The sequence below is a fragment of the Pluralibacter gergoviae ATCC 33028 = NBRC 105706 genome, from assembly GCF_001598855.1.
GTDB classification, from domain to species: domain Bacteria; phylum Pseudomonadota; class Gammaproteobacteria; order Enterobacterales; family Enterobacteriaceae; genus Pluralibacter; species Pluralibacter gergoviae.
This window is the reverse complement of sequence record NZ_BCZS01000006.1, coordinates 100,838-121,296: the sequence shown is the minus strand read 5'-3', so window position 1 is coordinate 121,296 and position 20,459 is coordinate 100,838. Positions and strand designations below refer to the sequence as shown.

Genomic DNA, 20,459 nt, shown 5'->3' with positions numbered 1-20,459 from the left:
CTGGTTAGATAATTTGACGAACGTTGTCGAGGGTGGTCGTACCGTAAGTACCGAGATCCAGCAGATTGCCGCTGCTGCCCCGGGTCACGCCCTGCACCAGCGCGAACTGCAGCGGCTGGGCCACCAGCTGCGCGCCGGCGCCGGTAGCGTTAATCGACACGCTGTAGGCGCCGTCCGGTACCGCCGCGCCGTCTGCCGCCGCGCCGTCCCAGGTAAATGAATGCACGCCCGCGCTCAGGTTGCCGAGATCCAGTGTGCGCACCACTTTACCGGTGCTGTCGGTGATGGTAGCCGTGGCCTTATCGGCGGCCTGGGTCAGCTCAACGCCGAACGGCGTTGTGCTGGCCGCGCCGTCGCTACCTTTGCCCGCCAGCACGCTGCCGCCGGGGATCATCACCCCGTGGCCAATCAGCGAGCTGGCCTGCAGCGACTGGCTGCTGTCGATCTGGCCGGAAATGGAGCCGAGCGAGGTATTGAGCTTTTCAATCCCGCTGACGGTGCTGATCTGCGCCAGCTGGGAGGTGAGCTGGCTGTTGTCCATCGGGTTGGTGGGATCCTGATTTTTCAACTGCGCCACCAGCAGCGTCAGAAAGCTGCTCTGCAGATCGGCGGCATTGCTGGTGGTCAGGCTCCCGCTGGCGGTATTGACGCCGGTATTGGTCGGGTCATTGACGTTAACGGCAATCGACATGGTTTTCTCCGTTACTGACCGAGAGTCAGGGTTTTGAGCATCATGCTCTTGACGGTGTTGAGCACCTCAACGTTGGCCTGATAGCTGCGGGAGGCCGAGAGGGTGTTGACCATCTCGCCCACCACGTCGACGTTGGGCATCTTGACGTAACCTTTGGCATCCGCCAGCGGGTTGCCCGGCTGATAGACCGTCTTAAACGGCGCGTCGCTTTCGGTCACTTCAGCGACCTTCACGCCGCCCGTGGCGGCACCGGGGGCGGCATTGAGCTGAAACACCACCTGCTTCGCGCGATAGGGCTGACCGTCTGGCCCGGTGGCGCTGTCGGCGTTCGCCATGTTGCTGGCGGCGACGTTGAGCCGCTGGGACTGGGCCGCCAGCGCGGAGCCGGTCACCTCAAAAATATTCAGTAGCGCCATACGTTAGTTCCCCTGCAGTACGCTGAGCATGCTTTTGATCTGCCCGCCCAGGACCGTAAGATCGGTCTGGTACTGCAGGCTGTTATCGGCGAACTGGGTTCGCTCGCGGTCCATATCGACGGTATTGCCGTCGAGCGACGGCTGGTCGGGAATGCGGTAGAGCAAATCCACCGGCGGTCCGCTGAGCGCCTGGGCCGGTATGTGGCGGCTTGAGGTCAGGGTCAGACCGACGCGGCTCTCCTGCGTCCGCCCTTGCGCCATCACTTTTTTCAGCTCGTCGGCAAAGCTGATGTCCCGGGCCTGATACCCGGGGGTATCGGCATTGGCGATGTTTGAGGCCAGGATCTCCTGGCGCTGGGCGCGCAGATTCAGCGCTTCCTGCTGAAAGCGTAGCGCGGCGTCGAGTCTGTCCAGCATGTCTTCTCCGCAGATGATAAAAAGGGCATCGTCAGAGTAATCTGATTCCCCGCGCCCCATCGCCGGAATAAGCGCAAAATGCGGCGCTATTTATTGCGTTGATGGCGTTGCCTGGCAGGTAAAATCTGCCCATATTCCCCGAGGAGGATCCGCCATGAACCGCCTGACCGCCGGGTTCGCCGCCCTGATGCTGCTGAGCCAGGCCGCCGTCGCCCAGGACCTGCAGCAGACGCTGAACGCCTTTTTCAGCCAGCGGCTGGCGGGCGTCGCCGATAGCGTGGACGTCACCCTGCGCAACCCCGGCGGCGCTCTTCCCGGCTGCGACCAGCCGGCGCTGAGCGTGCCGGGCAGCGCGCGGCTGTGGGGCAACCTCAGCGTGCAGGCGCAGTGCGGCGCCGAGCGGCGCTATCTGCAGGTTAGCGTCGCCGCGACCGGCAACTACGTGGTAGCCGCCCGGCCTATCGCCCGCGGCAGCGCCGTGACGACCGAGAGCGTGACCCTCAGGCGCGGGCGGCTGGACCAGCTGCCGCCGCGCGCGCTGCTGGACATTAATCAGGCGCGGGATGCGGTCAGCCTGCGCGACGTGGCGCCGGGCCAGCCGATCCAGCTGTCGATGCTGCGCCAGTCGTGGCGGGTGAAGGCGGGCCAGAAAGTGATGGTGATCGCCAGCGGCGACGGCTTCAGCGCCAGCGGCGAGGGCCAGGCGCTGAACAACGCCGCCGTCGCGCAGAGCGCCAGAGTCAGGATGGGTTCTGGCCAGGTGGTCAGCGGCACCGTCAGCGAGGACGGGAATATTCTGATTAATTTATAATGGCGGTAAAGAATTCTGCGCGCCTGCCGATAGCACTATTACAACGTAACACCACCTCCACGAGGAGAGGACCATGAGCATCGATCGTACATCGCCGCTGCAGCCGCTGAACCCGGTCCAGACGCGCGACGCCGCCGACACCCAGGCACCGAAAGTACGCCAGGACAAGGCTGCCGCCCCTAACAGCACCAGCGTCACCCTGAGCGAGTCCCAGACCCGCCTGATGCAGCCGCAGGAAAGCGACATCAACACCGATCGCGTCGAGGCCCTCAAGGCCGCTATCCGCAGCGGCGAGCTGAAGATGGACACCGGCAAAATCGCCGATGCGCTGATCGCCGACACCCGCAGCTGGCTGCAGGGAGAGTAAGCCGTGGCCTCGCTGAGCAAACTTCTGGTGCAGATCGCCGACGGCCTTAACGCCCTGCGGGCGGTGATGGAGAGCGAGAGGCTGCTGCTGTGCGAAGGCAGCCTCAGCGGCAGCCACCTGCAGCGGGTCACCGAAGAGAAAAGCTCCCTGCTGGCGACCCTCGGCTGGCTTGAGCAGCAGCGGCTGCTGGCGTGGAGCGCTGCGGACAGCGCGGCGCAGGCGCAGTGGCAGACGATTCTGGCGCAAACCCAGACACTGCGCGAAATGAACCAGCACAACGGCTGGCTGCTGGAGCAGCAGATGGCCTTTAACCAGCAGGCGCTGGCGTTGCTGAAACCGCACCAGGAGGCGGGGCTGTATGGGAAAGATGGGCTGGCGGCGAACCGGGTTGATGGCGGGGTGCGGTTTTCGGTGTGAGCGGCGACTGGCGTTAAGCCATGAGACCATTAACGCCTGAAGTAGCCCTGCCGCCAGCGCGACGCGCTTTTGCGCGGGAATGACGCAATATCAGACCGTCGGGAAAGAATATCATCCGTTATGTTAAAGCTGCTGCCGCTTGGCGTGATGCAACCCGCTTTCGGTTTTAGTATTGCAGCGGCGAAAACGCCCCGCCCCGGTAAAGCCAGACTGATGAGCCTGCTGGCTCATCTGATGTACAGTGCGGGGCTCTTTGTGATGGCGAGTATGCTGATGCAGGCGGGCGGCTAGCTACTCATTCCCCCAGCGATTCAAAAATTCGGCAATGTCGTCAATGCGCAGCGGATCGATTCCCGCCTCAACGGCCATCTCGGCCTGAGCCTCTTCGCTAATTTCCTCGCCAGCCGTCAGGCGTTCGATCAGCAGCTGGAAGTAGCGCGCCAGCGCGTCGCGCTCTGATTCAGCGACCGGCTTAGCGGCTTCGGTCTGATACTCGTCGACGATATCGTAAAACTTCAGCGGTGTTTCATTGTTCATATACGGCCCCAAAAGGTTATCTATTGTTCAGGTCTTTCTGGTAGCAGCTTAGCTAACAGATATACTACCAACGCCGTTAATCCTGTCGCGATTAAGCGCTCGTGCCATGTCTCATAATGGAAGAACCAATAGCAGCACAGAAAAAACAGCAGTCCGCCGACTAACGCCCCGGCGGCCTCTGTGAAGCTACGCACGATCCTTCTGACCAGCCGCACCATCCGGGATTTCTCGCTTCGCATAGACCTTCTCCATGACGATTTTAACCGGACGAACGGCTGAACTGACCATTACGCCGTCCGGCGCGCAAACTCTTTAATTCTGAATCCCAGCACCATCAGCGTAGCAAAGTACGCTGCGATACCGGCAACCACCACCGCCATCAGGCGCAGCAGGCGCATCGGCATATTGCCCTGGGACCACTCCGGCATGATGTGCATCATCCCCAGCAGTACGGCGGCCATCACTACTACGGCGGCGATCAGGCGGGCGAGGAAGGAGCCCCAGCCCGGCGCGGGAGTGAAGATTTTCTGCTTGCGCAGCTGCCAGTAGAGCAGCCCGGCGTTGAGGCAGGCGGCAAGGCCGATGGAGAGCGACAGCCCGGCGTGCTTGAGCGGGCCGATAAAGGCAAGGTTCATCACCTGGGTCATGATCAGGGTGACGATGGCGATTTTCACCGGCGTCTTGATGTCCTGGCGGGAGTAGAAGCCCGGCGCCAGCACCTTGACGACGATCAGGCCCATCAGGCCCACCGAGTAGGCCACCAGCGCCCGCTGGGTCATGGCGGCGTCGAAAGCGCTGAATTTGCCGTACTGGAACAGCGCCACGGTCAGCGGTTTGGCGAGGATGCCGAGCGCGACCGCGCTCGGCAGCGCCAGCAGGAAGCACAGGCGCAGGCCCCAGTCCATCAGGCGCTGATACTCGTCGTGGTTGCCGCTGGCAAAGCTTTTCGACAGCGACGGCAGCAGGATGGTGCCGAGCGCCACGCCCAGCACGCCGGAGGGAAACTCCATCAGGCGGTCGGCGTAGTACATCCAGGAGACGGAGCCGGAAACGAGGAAGGAAGCGAAGATGGTGTTGATAATCAGCGAGATCTGGCTGACGGAGACCCCGAGGATCGCCGGGCCCATCTGCTTCACCACCCGCATGGCGCCCGCGTCTTTAAAGTTGACGCGCGGCAGCACCAGCATACCTATCTTCTTCAGGTGCGGAAGCTGGTAAAAAAGCTGCAGGATGCCGCCGACGGTCACCGCCCATGCCAGGGCGAGGATCGGCGGATGGAAGTACGGCGCGGCGAACAGCGCGAAGCCGATCATACTGATGTTGAGCAGCGTCGGCGCGAAGGCCGGCACCGAGAAGCGGTTCCAGGTGTTGAGTATCGCCCCCGCCAGCGAGGCCAGCGAGATCAGCAGGATGTACGGAAAGGTGATCCGCAGCAGCTGGGTGGTGAGGGTGAATTTGTCGGCAGTATCGGCAAAACCCGGCGCAGTGACGGCGATCACCCAGGGGGCGGCGGCGATGCCGGCGACGGTGACCAGCGCCAGGGCGAGGGTCAGCAGGCCGCTGACGTAGGAGACGAACACCCGCGTGGCGTCTTCGCCCTGCTTGCTTTTATATTCGGCGAGGATCGGCACGAAGGCCTGGGAGAAAGCGCCCTCGGCAAAGATGCGGCGCAGCAGGTTCGGCAGCTTGAAGGCAACGAAGAAGGCGTCGGTGGCCATCCCGGCGCCGAAGATCCGCGCCACAATGGCGTCGCGCGCAAAGCCGAGCACGCGGGAAAACATGGTCATCGAGCTGACGGCGGCCAGCGATTTTAATAGATTCATTAACGTGAAATTCCACAACCCTGGAACAAAAGCGCCTGCGGAGCAGGCGGCTGGAAAGTGGCGATAGTCTACCGGGTTCTTCAATAATTGCCACCGGCGGGCTACTCGCGCATCGCCTCGTGCCACAGCTTTTCAACAATTTGCTGGGCGGCCACCGCCTGCTCGCCGGCGGTTAACGGAATCGTCTGGTTTTGCACGCAGTCGATGAAGTGGCGGGCGCAGCCGGCAAAGCCGCGCTGTTCAAGAGTGCTCTGCCAGCCGGGCACCGGGCGAATCAGCACGCCCGCACCCCGCTCTTCGCGCCAGTCGCGCATATCGGTGACGTCAATCAGCGCGCCATCCGCCACCGCCTGCACCCGCTCGCGCTGGCTGCCCGCCCGGCGGTGCATACTGGTGGTGACCTGAGTCTGTCCGGCCCTGAACTGGTGTTCGGCGTAGAGCATTTCGCCCTGATCGGTGGTCTGCAGCAGGCCGCCGGAAAGCGCCGCGCGGCCTCCTGCCAGCCACAGGGCGGTATCGACCACGTGCAGGTAGTCGTCGAGCAGGGTAAAGCGCAGATCCTGCGGGCCGACGCTGTCGGTGCGGTGCTTGTCCATCCGCAGGGAAGCCAGGCTTTCAGCCTCACGCTTCAGCGCCAGGTAAAGCGGCGCGAAGCGGCGGTTGAAGCCGACCATCAGCGTCAGCTTTTTCTTCTCCGCCTGCACCACCAGCCGCAGGGCGTCGTCGAGCCGGTCCGCCAGCGGCTTGTCGACCAGAACGTGAACCCCGAGATTCAGCAGTTCGCTGACCACCGCATAGTGCGCGGAGGTAGCGCAGTGGACGAAGACCGCGTCGCACTGCTGCGCCAGATGCGGCAGGGAGTCCGCCAGCGGCAGGCGGTACGCCGTACAGATGCGCTGCGCCTTCTCGCGCCCCGGCGACCAGGCCGCCTGCAGCGTCCAGCCTTCGGCAGCGGCCAGCACCGGCAGCCACGCCTTCTGCGCGATGGCGCCGAGGCCCACCACGCCAATTCGCAGTTTTCCGCTCACGCTACTCTCCCAGGTGCGCCAGCAGCGACTCAAGCCGCTGCTTCAGGGCCGCCACTTCGTCTTCGAGCGCGGCCACGCGCTCGCCGAGGTCGTCCGGCGCCGCCGGGGCAATGGCTTCGACCGCAGTAATGAGGGACTCGACGTTGCCGCTGAACAGGTGCATATAGCGCTGCTCGCGCTTGCCCGGCTCGCGCGGCAGGCGGGCGACGAAGGGACCGTCTTCGCGGGTGGCGAGGTGCTCAAGGGCGGCCTCCACTTCCGCCATATCGCGGAACTCGTGCATCCGCTGGCCGCGGCTGCGCAGTTCGCCCGGCGTCTGCGGGCCGCGCAGCAGCAGCGTGGTGACCAGCGCCACCTCGGCGGCGGTCAGCTTCAGATCGCCGAACTCGGAATTGCAGAAGCGCTGCTCGTATTTAGTGACCCGATTGCCGAAACCGCTGACGGTGCGCAGATAGTGGCGCTTCACCAGCTCGTCGAGCAGGTCCTGCACCTCGCCCTCGCCCATCGCCATCACCGGCTCACGGTTGGTTTTCTGGTTGCAGGCGAGCGTAATGGCGTTGACCGACAGCGGATACTGTTCCGGGGTCGTCACCTGCTTCTCCAGCAGGCAGCCGATGACCCGCGCTTCGGGCGCGGTTAACTGATATTTCATGTCGTGCTCCTTATCGCCCCGCCGACCATTCGCGGGTGGTCAGCGCAGTCAATACGTGATCCCGCCACTGCCCGTCAATCAGCAGATAGTCTTTGGCGTAACCCTCTTTTTCAAACCCCAACCGCGCCAGCAGGCCGCCGCTGCGCTGGTTGTGCGGCATGTAGTTGGCCATGATGCGGTGAATGTGCTGGCTGCGCTGCATATAGCGAATTGCCGCCGTCAGGGCCTCAAACATCAGCCCCTGCCCCTGCCACTTCTCGCCAATCGAGTAGCCGAGGTAGCAGGCGTGAAACGAGCCGCGCACCACGTTGGAGAAGTTGGCGACGCCGATGATCTCTTTCTCTTCGGGATCGAGCAGCGCAAAGTAGAAGGCGCTTCCCTGCTTATGAAACTCGCTAATCATCGACAGGCGCGCCTGCCAGCCGGACGGATAGCAGTGGCTGTCGTCGCGAATCGGCTCCCAGGGCTTCAAAAACTGCTTATTTTCCGCGTAATAGTCGGCCAGCCGCCATGCGTCCCGGTCGTGGACAAGGCGCACCACCAGCCGATCTGTGGTTAAGCGTACTTTCGGCACGTTACTGCGATAGCCAAACATCTTCCCTCTCCTGTATACGCCGGGCTACGGTTCGCGGTGAGACGTCACTATACCTGCCTCCCCCCGCTGAGTGTAAACAACCGCTCGGATTTTTCTGCGCAAGCGCTGATTTTCAACACAGAAACGCTAACGGGTGCGCATTTTTTTAGCGTTCCCGGACGGTTAACGGCGGTAAGTCCCCCGCTCTGAGCCTTTTCAGCCAATTCTGCTGGTGCACTATATGCTGACAGGTCATGCTGCTTTGTGTCAGGATGGAGCAAGAGATTATGTCGAGGACGCCCATGAAGAAAATGCTGTTTGTCGCCGCCCTGCTCATTAGCGGCGTGTTGACCGGATGTAATAAGCTGACGCAGTACACCGTCAGCGAGCAGGAAATAAACCAGGCCCTGGAGAAGCGCAACAACTTCTCGAAAGATATTGGCGTACCCGGCCTGGCGGATGCCCATATCGTCCTGAACAACCTCTCCAGCGCCATTGGCCGCGAGGAACCCAACAAAATCACCCTCAGCGGCGTGGCGAAGCTGGATATGAACTCGCTGTTCGGCAGCCAGAAAGCGACCATTGACCTGAAGCTGAAGGCGCTGCCGGTATTTAATAAAGAGAAAGGCGCCATCTACCTGCAGGAGATGGAGGTCGTGGATGCCACGGTACAGCCGCAGAAAATGCAGTCCGTCGTGCAGACCATGCTGCCCTATCTCAACCAGTCCCTGCGCAGCTACTTCACCCAGCAGCCGGCCTACGTGCTGCGCGAAGACGCAAGCCAGGGCGAAGCCCTGGCGAGAAAATATGCCAAAGGGATTGAGGTTAAGCCGGGGGAAATTGTCATTCCCTTCACCGACTGACCAAAATCGGGCGCCCAGGCGCCCGATTTTTTAGGGCAAATCTCCGCAAATAGAGTGCAAAGGAAAACGTTTCCGCTTATTCTTAGTGCCCGGCAAAATTAGCCCTTCACACACCAGCCGGAGCCTTTCCATGACAGCACAACCCCAGGTACTGAAAATCCGCCGCCCCGACGACTGGCATATCCATCTGCGCGATGGCGATATGCTGAAGACCGTCGTCCCCTACACCAGCGAAGTGTACGGCCGCGCGATCGTGATGCCGAACCTGGTGCCGCCCGTCACCACCGTCGCTGCCGCCGTGGCCTATCGTGAGCGCATTATGGCGGCCGTACCGGCGGGTCACCGCTTTACGCCGCTGATGACCTGCTACCTGACCGACACGCTTGATGCTGATGAACTGCAGCGCGGCTTTCAGGAGGGCGTGTTTACCGCCGCCAAGCTCTATCCGGCGAATGCCACCACCAACTCCAGCCACGGCGTGACCAGCACGGAGGCGATTATGCCGGTGCTGGAACGGATGGAGAAAATCGGCATGCCGCTGCTGGTCCACGGCGAAGTGACCCACGCCGATATCGACATTTTTGACCGCGAAGCGCGCTTTATTGAAACGGTGCTGATCCCGCTGCGCCAGCGTCTGCCGGGGCTGAAGGTCGTGATGGAGCACATCACCACCAAAGACGCCGCCGAGTACGTGCGCGACGGCAATGAAAATCTGGCGGCCACCATTACCCCGCAGCATCTGATGTTCAACCGCAACCATATGCTGGTGGGCGGCATTCGTCCGCACCTTTACTGCCTGCCGATCCTCAAGCGCAATATCCACCAGCAGGCGCTGCGCGAGCTGGTGGCCAGCGGTTTCGAACGCGCCTTCCTCGGCACCGACTCCGCGCCGCACGTGCGCCACGCCAAAGAGTCCAGCTGCGGCTGCGCCGGCTGCTTCAATGCGCCGACCGCGCTCGCCAGCTACGCAACCGTGTTTGAGCAGATGAATGCCCTGGAACACTTTGAGGGCTTCTGCTCCCTGAACGGCCCGCGCTTCTACGGTCTGCCGCTGAACGACGATTTCATTACGCTTGAGCGCAAGGAGAGTCGGGTCGAGACCAGCATCGCTCTGCCTGACGACACGCTGATCCCTTTCCTCGCCGGGGAAACCGTCGCCTGGACGCTGAAGCGCTAAAAAAGCCCCGCCCCCTGTTGTCAGCTGTTGCTATATACTGTATAAATACACAGTAACATCAACAGGGGGCTGTCCATGCGTATCGAAGTGACCATTGCCAGAACAACCGTCTTACCCGCAGGCGCGCTCGACGCGCTGGCGAACGAACTCTCCCGCCGGATTGATAGCCAGTTTCCCGACCAGCAGGGTCAGGTCACGGTGCGCTACGCCGCGGCCAACAACCTCACCGTCTTTGGCGGCGCAAAAGACGACAAAGCGCGTATCACCGACATTCTCCAGGAGACCTGGGAGAGCGCCGACGACTGGTTCATCACCGACTAAGCGCCTCTAAGCGCCTCCCTCTCAAACGCTGATTCTCTGCTCCATCATTGTGTTTCTTCTTTGCCGGGTCGCCCCGGCTTTTTTTGCTGCATTTTCATCCATTATCTCATTGCGCCCTTAATCAATTAAGAAATAACGAACAAAATGGCGTTTTATTGCGCGAAAAATCGCGGCTGACAGGAAAATATGTTGCATATTATTTAAAAGGTCGAATATTTTGAGAGTTGTTGATATAATTATTTTGCTTCAGAAAACGCGCATTGAACCTCGAACCGTTGTCTTAAATACACAAATAAGGGGTCATGATGGAAAAGAATAATGAAGTCATTCAGACCCATCCTCTGGTTGGATGGGATATCAGCACCGTCGACAGCTATGACGCACTCATGCTGCGTCTGCATTACCAGAACCCCAACCTTGCAAGCGCCAACAGCGAAGCCGAGATCGGTCAGACGTTATGGTTAACGACCGACGTTGCCCGCCAGTTTATTTCTATTCTGGAAGCGGGTATCGCCAAAATTGAATCAGGCGACGTAGAACAAAACGAGTACCGCAGGCATTAGCCCTGCGACACATTGCTGATGTAAAGGCACCTTCGGGTGCCTTATTTATTTGCGTCTTGTCAGCGGCATTCAGATTATTTACCCTGCTAATTGATAAAAAAAAGCTAAGAGATCTTTATGACCTACGATCTGATTATTATCGGCAGCGGCTCCGTCGGGGCCGCCGCCGGCTTCTACGCCACCCGCGCCGGACTGTCGGTGCTGATGATTGACGCCCACCTGCCGCCCCACGCCGAAGGCAGCCACCACGGCAGCACCCGGCTGATTCGCCACGCCTACGGCGAGGGCGAGAAGTACGTGCCGCTGGTGCTGCGCGCCCAGGCGCTGTGGGAAGAGCTTGCCGCCCTCAGCGGCGAAGCGATCTTCGAGCGCACCGGCGTCGTTAACCTCGGCCCCGTCGACTCGCCGTTTCTGGCAAACGTCGAACAGAGCGCGCGGCAGTTTAACCTTGAGCTGGAAAAAATGACCGCCGCCGAAGTTTCCGCACGCTGGCCGGAGATCCGCGTTCCCGAGGGCGGTATCGGCCTGTTTGAGCCGAACTCCGGGGTGCTCAAAAGCGAACTGGCGGTGAAAGCCTGGATTGACCTCAGCCGCGAAGCCGGCTGCGCCCAGCTGTTTAACTGCCCGGTCAGCGCCGTTCACCACCACGCTGAAGGCGTGACCGTAGATACCGCCGACGGCAGCTATAGCGCCAGGCGGCTGCTGGTCAGCGCCGGCACCTGGGTGACAAAGCTGCTGCCGGAACTGCCCATCGCGCCGGTGCGCAAAGTCTTCGCCTGGTTCCAGGCGGACGGCCGCTACAGCCGGAAGAATAACTTCCCGGCCTTTACCGGCGAGCTGCCGGACGGCGATCAGTACTACGGTTTTCCGGCCGAGGAGAACGAATTGAAAATCGGCAAGCACAACGGCGGCCAGCCGATTAGCTCGCCGGAAGCGCGTACGCCCTTCGGCAGCGTAGCGACCGACGGTTCCGAGGCGTTCAGCTTCCTGCGCCAGGTGCTGCCCGGCATCGGCGGCTGCCTGTACGGCGCGGCCTGCACCTACGACAACTCGCCGGACGAAGACTTTATCATCGATACTTTGCCCGGCCACGACGATACGCTGGTGATCACCGGCCTCAGCGGCCACGGCTTTAAGTTCGCCTCCGCGCTAGGGGAGATCGCCGCCGAATTCGCCCAGGGCAAAGCCTATGCGTTCGATCTCTCGCCGTTTCGCCTGTCGCGTTTTCAGCGCTAACAAAAAGGCCGCACCGGGCGGCCTGATGGTGATGGCGACCCGCCCTTTGCCGGGCGGCCTTACTCCTGCGGATCGGGAATACCCAGTTGGGTGTTCAGCCTGCCGCGCGACTTATTGAAGATCTTATTGCCGTTCTCGCGCCCGGCGCGCAGGCGGCGCTGCTCCTCTTCCGGCAGCCGGCTCTCCTCCTGACACTGGACGCTGCAGCAGCCGCTGAACTTCTCAGCGCAGGCGGGGCACTGGATAAACAGCAGGTGGCAGCCGTCGTTCTTGCAGTTAACGTGGGTATCGCACGGCGCGCCGCACTGGTGGCAGTGGGCGATCACGTCGTCGGAGATGCGTTCGCCCATGCGCTCGTCAAAGACGAAGTTTTTGCCGATAAAGCGCACCGGCAGGCCCTGCTCGCGGGCGCGGCGGGCGTACTCAATGATACCGCCTTCGATATGCCACACCTTATTGAAGCCTTTATGCTTCATATACGCGCTGGCCTTTTCGCAGCGAATGCCGCCGGTGCAGTACATGACGATTTTTTTATCGCGGTGCTGCTCCATCATCTCCACCGCCATCGGCAGCTGGTCGCGGAAGGTGTCGGCGGGGATCTCCATCGCGTTTTCGAAGTGGCCCACTTCATATTCGTAGTGGTTGCGCATGTCGATAAATACCGCGTCGGGATCGTCGAGCATGGCGTTGACTTCCGCCGCCTTAAGGTATTCGCCAACGTCGCTGGCGTCAAAGGTCGGGTCGTCGATGCCGTCGGCAACGATGCGCTCGCGCACCTTCATGCGCAGCACCCAGAAGGATTTGCCGTCGTCGTCGAGGGCGACGTTGAGCCGCAGGTTGTCCAGCGCCGGATCGAAAGCGTACAGGGTTTCGCGAAACGCATCGACGTTGCTTGCCGGAACGCTTATCTGGGCGTTAATCCCTTCCCGGGCAAGATAGACCCGGCCAAACACGCGCAGGCGGCTGAACGCCTGATATAGCGCGTCGCGGGTGGCTTTCGGATCGGTAATGGTGAAGTATTTATAGAATGAGATCGTCGTGCGCGGCTCGGTTTCAGCCATCAGCTGCGCCTTCAACTGCTCATTCGAGATGCGGTTATGCAACACTGGCATGGTGTGGTTCCTGCAACATCAATGAGAAAATTCGGGCGGCATGATATAGCAAAGCGCGCCTTTTTACATCCACACATTTTACGCAACATTTATTCGCCCGCCTCAACATCCGCTGAAAACAACAGCATTCAGATGCCGCCGTTTGGGTAACGGCACAAAAAGATGCGACAATGCAGATCATTATTAAAAAAGACAGGTTTGTCATGACACAACTTCCCCGCTTTACTTCTGCCCTGCTGCATCCCCGCTACTGGCTGTCGTGGCTCGGCGTGGGCCTGCTGTGGCTGATTGTCCAGCTACCCTATCCGCTGCTCTATCGCCTGGGCTGCGGCACCGGCAGGCTCGCCCTGCGCTTTATGAAGCGGCGGGCGCGCATCGCCTGGCGCAATCTGGAACTCTGCTTCCCGGAGATGAGCGACGCGGAGCGCCACGCCCTGGTGGTGAAAAATTTTGAATCCGTCGGCATGGGGCTGATAGAGACCGGCATGGCGTGGTTCTGGCCCGACAGGCGCATCGCGCGCTGGACCCGCGCTTCAGGTGTCGATCAGGTGCGTCTCGTGCAGGCGCAAAAACGCGGCGTACTGCTGATCGGTATCCACTTTCTGACCCTCGAAATGGGCGCGCGAATGTTCGGCATGCACGCATCACCGGGCATCGGCGTTTATCGTCCTAACGATAACCCGGTTATCGATCTGGTGCAGACCCGGGGGCGGATGCGCTCTAATAAAGATATGCTCGATCGTAAAGACCTGAAGGGAATGATCCGCACGCTGAAAAATGGCGAGGTTATCTGGTACGCCCCGGATCACGACTACGGCCGCAAGGGCAGCGTGTTCGTGCCGCTGTTTAACGTCGCCCAGGCGGCCACCACCTCCGGCACCTATACCCTGGCGCGGATGTCCGGGGCCTGCATCGTGCCGTTTGTGCCGCGCCGCCTGCCGGACGGCAAGGGCTACGAGCTGGCGATCCTCGACGCCGAATGCTCGCCGCCGCTGGAGGATGCCGAAAGCACCGCCGCCTGGATGAATAAGGTGGTGGAGAAGTGCATCCTGATGGCCCCGGAGCAGTATATGTGGCTGCACCGCCGCTTTAAAACCCGCCCGGAAGGCGTGCCTTCGCGCTACTGATCGCCCGCCGATAGCTGAGGCCCCGCGGGGCCTTTATCCTTCATTTACCTTCACTTGATTGCCGTCATGGTTTCAGCGGTCCATAATTAGCATGCTTACGACCCTATTCTAACCAGCGCAAAACGCGGATCCTGATGCACGCCTCTGATACTCCGATTAACTGGAAGCAGAACCTTGCCATCGCCTGGGTTGGCTGCTTCCTCACCGGCGCTGGCTTTAGCCTCGTCATGCCGTTCCTGCCGCTGTACGTTGAGCAGCTCGGCGTTACCGGCCACGGCGCGCTGAACATGTGGTCAGGTCTGGTCTTCAGCATTACCTTCCTCTTTTCGGCGATTGCTTCTCCTTTCTGGGGCGGGCTGGCCGACCGCAAGGGGCGAAAAATCATGCTCCTGCGCTCGGCGCTGGGGATGTCTATCGTGATGGTGCTGATGGGCGTAGCGCAGAATATCTGGCAATTTTTGATCCTGCGCGCGCTGCTCGGCCTGCTGGGCGGCTATGTGCCCAACGCCAACGCGCTGCTGGCAACCCAGATCCCGCGCCACAAAAGCGGCTGGGCGCTGGGCACGCTGTCGACCGGGACGGTGAGCGGCGCGCTGCTCGGGCCGCTGGCGGGCGGCTGGCTTGCCGATCGGTACGGCCTGCGGCCGGTGTTTCTGATCACCGCCAGCGTGCTGTTTCTCTGCTTCCTGCTGACGCTGTTTTTTATTCGCGAGCAGTTCGTGCCGGTCAATAAGAAAGAGATGCTGCGCGCCCGGGCGGTCTTCGCCTCCCTCAAGAGCCCGCGGCTGGTGCTGAGTCTGTTTGTCACCACGCTGATAATCCAGGTGGCCACCGGCTCTATCGCCCCCATTCTTACGCTCTATGTGCGCGAACTGGCGGGCAACGTCAGCAATATTGCTTTTATCAGCGGCATGATTGCCTCGGTGCCCGGCGTTGCGGCGCTGCTCAGCGCCCCGAGGCTCGGCAAGCTCGGCGACCGCATCGGCCCGGAGAAGATCCTGATCGCCTCGCTGGTGGTCTCGGTGCTGCTGCTGGTGCCGATGGCCTTCGTTCAGGCCCCGTGGCAGCTCGGGGTGCTGCGCTTTCTGCTCGGCGCCGCCGACGGCGCCCTGCTCCCGGCGGTGCAGACGCTGCTTATCTACAACGCCAGCAACCAGGTGGCCGGGCGAATCTTCAGCTATAACCAGTCGTTTCGCGATATCGGCAACGTCACCGGCCCGCTGATCGGCGCCGCCGTCTCCGCCAGCTACGGCTTCCGCAGCGTCTTTTTCGTCACCGCGGGGGTGGTGCTGTTTAACGCGATATATACCGGCATCAGCATGCGCCGGGCGCGCAGGGGCCGGTGAAACGAAGCAGGACGGTTACGCTATCCGCATGATTTTTGACGCCGGCGCCTTGCTTTCGGCAAACTTCGTCTATTCTTTCCTGAAAACCACGTCAAACTGCAGGGAGAAAGAGATGACTATGTACGCGACGCTTGAAGAAGCGATTGATGCCGCCCGCGAAGAGTATGCCGCCGACCATCCGGGCGACGGTGATGAGGGCCCGGCCGTTAACCAGCTGAACCTTCAAAAATATATCCTTCAGGACGGGGACATTATGTGGCAGGCCGAATTCTTTGCCGATGAGGGCGAAGAGGGGGAATGCCTGCCGCTGCTCAGCGGCGAGGCGGCACAGGCGGTGTTCGACGGCGATTTCGACGAGATTGAGCTGACCCAGGAGTGGCTTGAGGAGAACACCCTCCACGAGTGGGACGAGGGCGAATTCCAGCTTGAGCCACCGCTCGATACCGAAGAGGGGCAGACGGCGGCCGACGAATGGGACGAGCGCTGATTACTCCCAGGGGCCGTGGTGGGCGTCAATCGGCAGCAGCAGGGTATCAAAGACCAGCGAAAACGGCAGGTCGAGGATAGTCAGCCAGCGCCACGCGCCGTCGCGCACGTCCCACTTCACGCCGGGAAAATACTGATTGCCGTGCCCCTGTCCGGGCACGGTGCGGCTGATAACCGATCCACAGCCGCTCAGCAGGATCGCGATTAACACCACTGCCGCTATTCTCACTCACCACCTCTCGTCAAAAAAATACCGGCCATCAGACCGGTATTGTTTACGCGTTGCGCGGGCTTATTTTGCCTTCAGAGCCTGCGGGTTAAGCGTCAGCGTTTCATAGTGATTGACCCACGACGAATATTTCTCCGGCGCGGACCAGACGCGATAGTGCAGCCGCGACAGGGTGACCGGATCGCTCAGCAGCACCAGCCGGCGGTCGCGGTTGAGCTTGTCCGGCGTATCGTTGAGCGCCTGCTCCACGTGGCGGTCGCGGGCGATCTCCAGCACCTTGCTCTCGCGGTGGCGGGCGGTCGCCATCGCGGTCGCCAGCGCGTTGAACGACGGGTTGAATACCGCGTGCATAAAGCCGTCTTCCAGCGTGCGGGCGCGGTTGAGAACGACGTAATCATCGGTATCCTTCAGCACCTTCGGCGTATTGTACTCTTCCGGGATCAGGAACAGCTTCGCCCGCTTGCTGCGCAGCCCGACGGTGGCGCGGCTGGAAATAGCCGACACGAACGGCGAGAGGATCAGCGAGAAGACGATAGGCGCCAGCCAGAACAGGAAGCGCAGATCCAGCCACGCCATGCCCACTGCCCACACCACGCCCAGCAGCAGCTGGGAGCCGTGGCGGCGGAAGGCCTCGGCCCACGGCGTTGAGTCATCATCGCGCTGCGGCGAGTTCCAGACCACTTCCCAGCCGAGGAAGGCGCTGACCACGAAGACGGTGTGGAACAGCATGCGCACCGGCGCCAGCAGCACCGAGAACAGCACTTCAAGCAGCAGCGACAGCGTCACTCTGCAGAAGCCGCCGTACTCTTTCGGCCCCTTGCACCAGACCAGAATAATACTCAGCAGCTTGGGCAGGAACAGCAGCACCATCGTCGAGGCAAACAGCGCGATTGCCAGCTCAGGCCGCCACTGCGGCCACACCGGGAACAGCTGCCGCGGCTGCAGGAAGTACTGCGGCTCGGTGAGGGCGTGCACCACCTGCAGGGCCGTAGACAGCGCAAGGAACATAAACCACAGCGGCGCCGAGAGGTAGGACATTACGCCGGTCAGGAACACCGCGCGGTGCACCGGGTGCATCCCCTTCACGAGGAACAGGCGGAAGTTCATCAGGTTGCCCTGGCACCAGCGGCGGTCGCGCTTAAGCTCATCCAGCAGGTTTGGCGGCAGCTCTTCATAAGAGCCCGGCAGATCGTAGGCAATCCACACGCCCCACCCTGCGCGGCGCATCAGCGCGGCTTCCACGAAGTCGTGGGAGAGGATGGAGCCGGCAAAGTTGCCCTCGCCCGGCAGCGGCGCCAGCGCGCAGTGCTCAATGAACGGCTTGACGCGAATGATGGCGTTGTGGCCCCAGTAGTGGGACTCACCCAGCTGCCAGAAGTGCAGACCGGCGGTAAACAGCGGGCCGTAGACGCGGGTGGCGAACTGCTGACAGCGGGCGTACAGCGTGTCCATGCCGGACGCGCGCGGCGACGACTGGATAATCCCGGCGTTCGGGTTCGCCTCCATCAGGCGGACCAGCCCGCTCAGGCACTCGCCGGACATCACCGAGTCGGCGTCCAGCACCACCATGTAGCTGTACTGGTTGCCCCAGCGGCGGCAGAAGTCGTCGATGTTGCCGCTTTTACGCTTCACGCGGCGGCGGCGGCGGCGGTAGAAGATCTGCCCTTCGCCCTGCACCTCGGCCACCAGCTCCATCCACGCCTTTTGCTCCTGCATGCAGATATCGGGATTGTAGCTGTCGCTCAGCACATAGACGTCAAAATGCTGGTGATTGCCGGAAGCCTTCACCGACTCCCAGGTGGCGCGCAGGCCCGCGAATACGCGATCCACGTCCTCGTTGCAGATAGGCATGATCAGCGCCGTGCGGTGCTCGGGATTGAGCGGCTCGTTGCCGGTAGTTGACGCCGAAATGCTGTATTTATCCTTGCCGATCAGCAGCTGCAGGAAGCCCATCAGCGCCGTCCAGAAGCCGGCAGAAATCCAGCAGAACAGTACGGTGAAGAGAATAAGGATCCCGGTCTGCAGCACGTAGGGCAGCAGCTGCATAAAGGAGACCCACAGATCCTGATCGCGCATATCCATCGGATTGATCATTGCCCAGCCCTGGTAAGGCAGAATGGTCTTCATATACCAGGTCGCCACCACGGTCTGGGCGAGAGTCAGCAGCAAAAGAATATAGCGGCGAATGGATCCAACGGTACGCCATTTCTCTTCGTGTTTCTGCTCCTCTTTACTCAGCCGGGAGAGATAGCGCGGGGTCACATCGCGGCCCAGCATCCGGTCCCACCAGCGCCCTATCGGGTTGGTGCGCCACGGATCGGGGAACATCGAGGAGCGCGTGGCTTTCGGCATCGCCGCAAGCTGGGTACGCCCTTCGTCGTCTTTGACCAGTTGGCCTTCCGCCAGTGAATCCGGCCACGCCTGCTCCAGGCGCGCCTTCACTGAGCCCAGCGGCGAGTCATCTTCGCGCGGCCAGGCCTTGTGCTCGTCGTCCAGCGCCTGGTGCAAAGAGGCAAAGTCAGCGGTCGGCAGCGCCGCTTTCTCCGTATCGGAGAGCGGCATATCGTCGATATACTCAGGTATCTTATTCATTGGCAGGTAGCTGATAACTCCAGGTTTCACTCAGCGTCTGGTCACCGTTGACCAGGGCGGCGCGCATATCGGTCGTTTTCTTCGGATCCTTGACCTTGAGGCGCATCGTCAGACGCCAGCCTTTGGTAACGGGGTTGTAACGGACGTTGCTGTCCACAATCTGACCGTTATCGCCGATGCTGGTTTGTGCGGTAACCGGGGTGTCCTGCGGCAGCTTTTTCATGTCGCTGCCGACAAAATCAACCACGAATGCGGTGGTGCCGTCCGGCTGGCGGATCAGGTTCGACTGCCTGACGTCACCCACCGAGCGGCGGGTCTGCATCACGTAGGCGCTGTCGGCGGCGTGCAGTTTATCTTCATCGCGGGTGAAGGTAATACTGTAAGAGAAGTTCATCTCTTTGCCCGGATCCGGCAGTTGATCCGGCGTCCAGTAGGCTACGATGTTGTCATTGGTTTCATCGTTAGTCGGGATCTCAACCAGCTCAACTTTACCTTTGCCCCAGTCGCCCTTCGGCGTGACCCAGGCGCTCGGACGCAGGTCGTAGCGGTCATCGAGATCTTCATAGCGGGAGAACTGGCGGCCGCGCTGCAGCAGGCCAAAACCGGTTGGGTTTTCGGTAGCATAGCTGCTGACGGCGAGGTGTTTCGGATTGTTCAGCGGGCGCCAGATCCACTCGCCGTTGCCCGCGTGAATCGACAGGCCGTTGGAGTCGTGCAGCTCAGGACGGTAGTTGACGGTCGGCGACGGCTGGTTGGAGCCGAACAGGAACATGCTGGTCAGCGGCGCCACGCCCAGTTTGCCGACTTTATCGCGCAGATAGACTTTAGACTGCACGTCAACGGTGGTATCGCGGCCCGGAATGATAACGAAGCGGTACGCCCCGGTGGCGCGCGGCGAATCGAGCAGCGCGTAAATGGTCAGGCGCTTATCCGTCGGCTTCGGACGCTCGATCCAGAACTCACGAAAGCGCGGGAACTCTTCCCCGGACGGCAGCGCGGTGTCAATCGCCAGTCCGCGCGCGGAGAGGCCATAAACCTGCCCCTGACCGAGGACGCGAAAGTAGCTGGCGCCGAGCATGCTGACGATTTCATCGTTTTTATTTTTGCTGTTAAGCGGGTAAAGCACTTTGAAGCCGGCGAAGCCCAGATCCTTAACGGTGTCTTTGTCATGCTGGACGTTGCCGAAATTAAAGTAATCCGGGCTATATTTGATCTTTTTAACGGTCGTGGCAGTCACTTCATTAACGGTGACCGGCGTTTCGAAATACATGCCCTGGTGGTAGAACTCAAGCTTGAAAGGCGTCTTGATATTGTTCCAGTAGGCTTTGTCGTGATTGAACTGAATTTGCTGGTAATCCGCGTATTTCATATCGCGAAAAACGGAGGGTAAGTTGCTTTTTGGCGCCTCGTAGCCCTTTTTAGCCAGAGACTGCGCTTCCTTCGCAACATCATTGATGCTGAATGCCCATGCAGATGAAGTACACAGGGACAACGTTATGGCTGCGCCTAACCAACGCAGTTTCATCATCTGTGGTTTCTTGTTCATAATTTGTAAGCACTTCCCCCTTTGTGTGCTTAAATCGATCCGATCCATTTTAATGGAAACTCAGGCAATCCGACAACATAATCCCCTTTTTGTTCGGCCTGAAGGCTTAGAGAGTAAACAATCAATAT

Annotated in this window: 24 protein-coding genes; 12 read left to right on the top strand and 12 right to left on the bottom strand. The window is 60.9% G+C overall.

From position 1 onward, the window contains the following. Positions 1-4 precede the first annotated feature (4 nt). From flgD to flgB, 3 genes are read right to left on the bottom strand one after another with little or no spacing between them, the layout of a single operon-like run. Positions 5-691, bottom strand: a complete 687-nt coding sequence (gene flgD, locus ENGE1_RS08575; protein WP_048252455.1) for a flagellar hook assembly protein FlgD — start codon at positions 689-691, stop codon at positions 5-7. A gap of 11 nt (positions 692-702) precedes the next feature. Continuing rightward, entirely contained in the window at positions 703-1,107 is a 405-nt protein-coding gene (gene flgC / locus ENGE1_RS08570; protein WP_043084573.1) for a flagellar basal body rod protein FlgC, read from the bottom strand. Positions 1,108-1,110: 3 nt separating this feature from the next. Then, a complete protein-coding gene (gene flgB, locus ENGE1_RS08565) occupies positions 1,111-1,524 on the bottom strand; it encodes a flagellar basal body rod protein FlgB (RefSeq protein WP_043086647.1) in 414 nt (137 codons plus the stop codon). A 154-nt stretch (positions 1,525-1,678) separates the two neighbouring features. Between flgB and flgA the strand changes: the two genes are divergently transcribed. The 4 genes from flgA (at position 1,679) to ENGE1_RS26885 (ending at position 3,410) form a co-directional block, all read left to right on the top strand. After that, complete coding sequence (gene flgA, locus ENGE1_RS08560; RefSeq protein WP_043084575.1) at positions 1,679-2,335, top strand: flagellar basal body P-ring formation chaperone FlgA; 657 nt, start codon at positions 1,679-1,681, stop codon at positions 2,333-2,335. A gap of 73 nt (positions 2,336-2,408) precedes the next feature. Next, on the top strand, positions 2,409-2,702 hold the full coding sequence (gene flgM / locus ENGE1_RS08555) for a flagellar biosynthesis anti-sigma factor FlgM (RefSeq protein WP_043084576.1): 294 nt from the start codon (positions 2,409-2,411) through the stop codon (positions 2,700-2,702). A gap of 3 nt (positions 2,703-2,705) precedes the next feature. Continuing rightward, complete coding sequence (flgN, locus tag ENGE1_RS08550; protein WP_048252454.1) at positions 2,706-3,119, top strand: flagellar export chaperone FlgN; 414 nt, start codon at positions 2,706-2,708, stop codon at positions 3,117-3,119. 120 nt (positions 3,120-3,239) lie between these two features. Then, complete coding sequence (locus ENGE1_RS26885; RefSeq protein ID WP_080964489.1) at positions 3,240-3,410, top strand: DUF2938 family protein; 171 nt, start codon at positions 3,240-3,242, stop codon at positions 3,408-3,410. Here the strand turns inward: ENGE1_RS26885 and ENGE1_RS08545 are convergent, their stop codons facing one another. The 5 genes from ENGE1_RS08545 to rimJ form a co-directional block, all read right to left on the bottom strand. Continuing rightward, complete coding sequence (locus ENGE1_RS08545) at positions 3,411-3,656, bottom strand: DUF2543 family protein (protein ID WP_043084578.1); 246 nt, start codon at positions 3,654-3,656, stop codon at positions 3,411-3,413. A 287-nt stretch (positions 3,657-3,943) separates the two neighbouring features. Further along, positions 3,944-5,479 (bottom strand): murein biosynthesis integral membrane protein MurJ, encoded by a 1,536-nt coding sequence (murJ, locus tag ENGE1_RS08535; RefSeq protein WP_043084580.1) that lies wholly within the window; start codon positions 5,477-5,479, stop codon positions 3,944-3,946. Between the two features lie 101 nt (positions 5,480-5,580). After that, a complete protein-coding gene (locus ENGE1_RS08530) occupies positions 5,581-6,507 on the bottom strand; it encodes a Gfo/Idh/MocA family protein (RefSeq protein ID WP_048252453.1) in 927 nt (308 codons plus the stop codon). A 1-nt stretch (position 6,508) separates the two neighbouring features. Beyond that, positions 6,509-7,159 (bottom strand): YceH family protein, encoded by a 651-nt coding sequence (locus tag ENGE1_RS08525; protein ID WP_043084582.1) that lies wholly within the window; start codon positions 7,157-7,159, stop codon positions 6,509-6,511. 10 nt (positions 7,160-7,169) lie between these two features. Further along, positions 7,170-7,754, bottom strand: a complete 585-nt coding sequence (gene rimJ, locus ENGE1_RS08520) for a ribosomal protein S5-alanine N-acetyltransferase (RefSeq protein ID WP_043084583.1) — start codon at positions 7,752-7,754, stop codon at positions 7,170-7,172. 281 nt (positions 7,755-8,035) lie between these two features. On the opposite strand from rimJ, the gene ENGE1_RS08515 reads away from it, so the two are divergent. The 5 genes from ENGE1_RS08515 (at position 8,036) to solA (ending at position 11,893) form a co-directional block, all read left to right on the top strand. Beyond that, positions 8,036-8,596 carry a lipoprotein gene (locus tag ENGE1_RS08515; protein WP_043084585.1) on the top strand — a complete coding sequence of 187 codons (561 nt, stop codon included), beginning with the start codon at positions 8,036-8,038 and terminating at the stop codon, positions 8,594-8,596. Positions 8,597-8,726: 130 nt separating this feature from the next. Next, positions 8,727-9,773 carry a dihydroorotase gene (pyrC, locus tag ENGE1_RS08510; protein WP_048252452.1) on the top strand — a complete coding sequence of 349 codons (1,047 nt, stop codon included), beginning with the start codon at positions 8,727-8,729 and terminating at the stop codon, positions 9,771-9,773. Positions 9,774-9,848: 75 nt separating this feature from the next. After that, positions 9,849-10,094 carry a DNA damage-inducible protein I gene (dinI, locus tag ENGE1_RS08505; RefSeq protein ID WP_043084588.1) on the top strand — a complete coding sequence of 82 codons (246 nt, stop codon included), beginning with the start codon at positions 9,849-9,851 and terminating at the stop codon, positions 10,092-10,094. A 305-nt stretch (positions 10,095-10,399) separates the two neighbouring features. After that, a complete protein-coding gene (bssS, locus tag ENGE1_RS08500) occupies positions 10,400-10,657 on the top strand; it encodes a biofilm formation regulator BssS (protein ID WP_045291249.1) in 258 nt (85 codons plus the stop codon). Between the two features lie 117 nt (positions 10,658-10,774). Continuing rightward, entirely contained in the window at positions 10,775-11,893 is a 1,119-nt protein-coding gene (solA, locus tag ENGE1_RS08495) for an N-methyl-L-tryptophan oxidase (RefSeq protein WP_048252451.1), read from the top strand. A gap of 59 nt (positions 11,894-11,952) precedes the next feature. On the opposite strand, the gene trhO is transcribed toward solA, so the two are convergent. Then, positions 11,953-13,005: an oxygen-dependent tRNA uridine(34) hydroxylase TrhO gene (trhO, locus tag ENGE1_RS08490; RefSeq protein ID WP_048252450.1), complete on the bottom strand. Its 1,053-nt coding sequence runs from the start codon at positions 13,003-13,005 to the stop codon at positions 11,953-11,955. Positions 13,006-13,208: 203 nt separating this feature from the next. On the opposite strand from trhO, the gene ENGE1_RS08485 reads away from it, so the two are divergent. The 3 genes from ENGE1_RS08485 (at position 13,209) to ENGE1_RS08475 (ending at position 15,965) form a co-directional block, all read left to right on the top strand. After that, entirely contained in the window at positions 13,209-14,132 is a 924-nt protein-coding gene (locus tag ENGE1_RS08485) for a Kdo(2)-lipid IV(A) acyltransferase (RefSeq protein ID WP_043086648.1), read from the top strand. A gap of 134 nt (positions 14,133-14,266) precedes the next feature. Beyond that, positions 14,267-15,478 (top strand): multidrug efflux MFS transporter MdtG, encoded by a 1,212-nt coding sequence (gene mdtG / locus ENGE1_RS08480; RefSeq protein WP_048252449.1) that lies wholly within the window; start codon positions 14,267-14,269, stop codon positions 15,476-15,478. Positions 15,479-15,590: 112 nt separating this feature from the next. Continuing rightward, positions 15,591-15,965 carry a MysB family protein gene (locus tag ENGE1_RS08475; RefSeq protein ID WP_045291285.1) on the top strand — a complete coding sequence of 125 codons (375 nt, stop codon included), beginning with the start codon at positions 15,591-15,593 and terminating at the stop codon, positions 15,963-15,965. On the opposite strand, the gene ENGE1_RS08470 is transcribed toward ENGE1_RS08475, so the two are convergent. The 3 genes from ENGE1_RS08470 to mdoG all read right to left on the bottom strand — a co-directional run bounded on the left by ENGE1_RS08470 (position 15,966) and on the right by mdoG (position 20,313). Next, on the bottom strand, positions 15,966-16,193 hold the full coding sequence (locus ENGE1_RS08470) for a YceK/YidQ family lipoprotein (protein ID WP_043084596.1): 228 nt from the start codon (positions 16,191-16,193) through the stop codon (positions 15,966-15,968). Between the two features lie 63 nt (positions 16,194-16,256). Further along, positions 16,257-18,785: a glucans biosynthesis glucosyltransferase MdoH gene (gene mdoH, locus ENGE1_RS08465; protein ID WP_043084597.1), complete on the bottom strand. Its 2,529-nt coding sequence runs from the start codon at positions 18,783-18,785 to the stop codon at positions 16,257-16,259. After that, positions 18,778-20,313 carry a glucans biosynthesis protein MdoG gene (gene mdoG, locus ENGE1_RS08460; protein WP_043084599.1) on the bottom strand — a complete coding sequence of 512 codons (1,536 nt, stop codon included), beginning with the start codon at positions 20,311-20,313 and terminating at the stop codon, positions 18,778-18,780. Before mdoG ends, mdoH begins: the two co-directional genes overlap by 8 nt. Positions 20,314-20,459 lie beyond the last annotated feature (146 nt).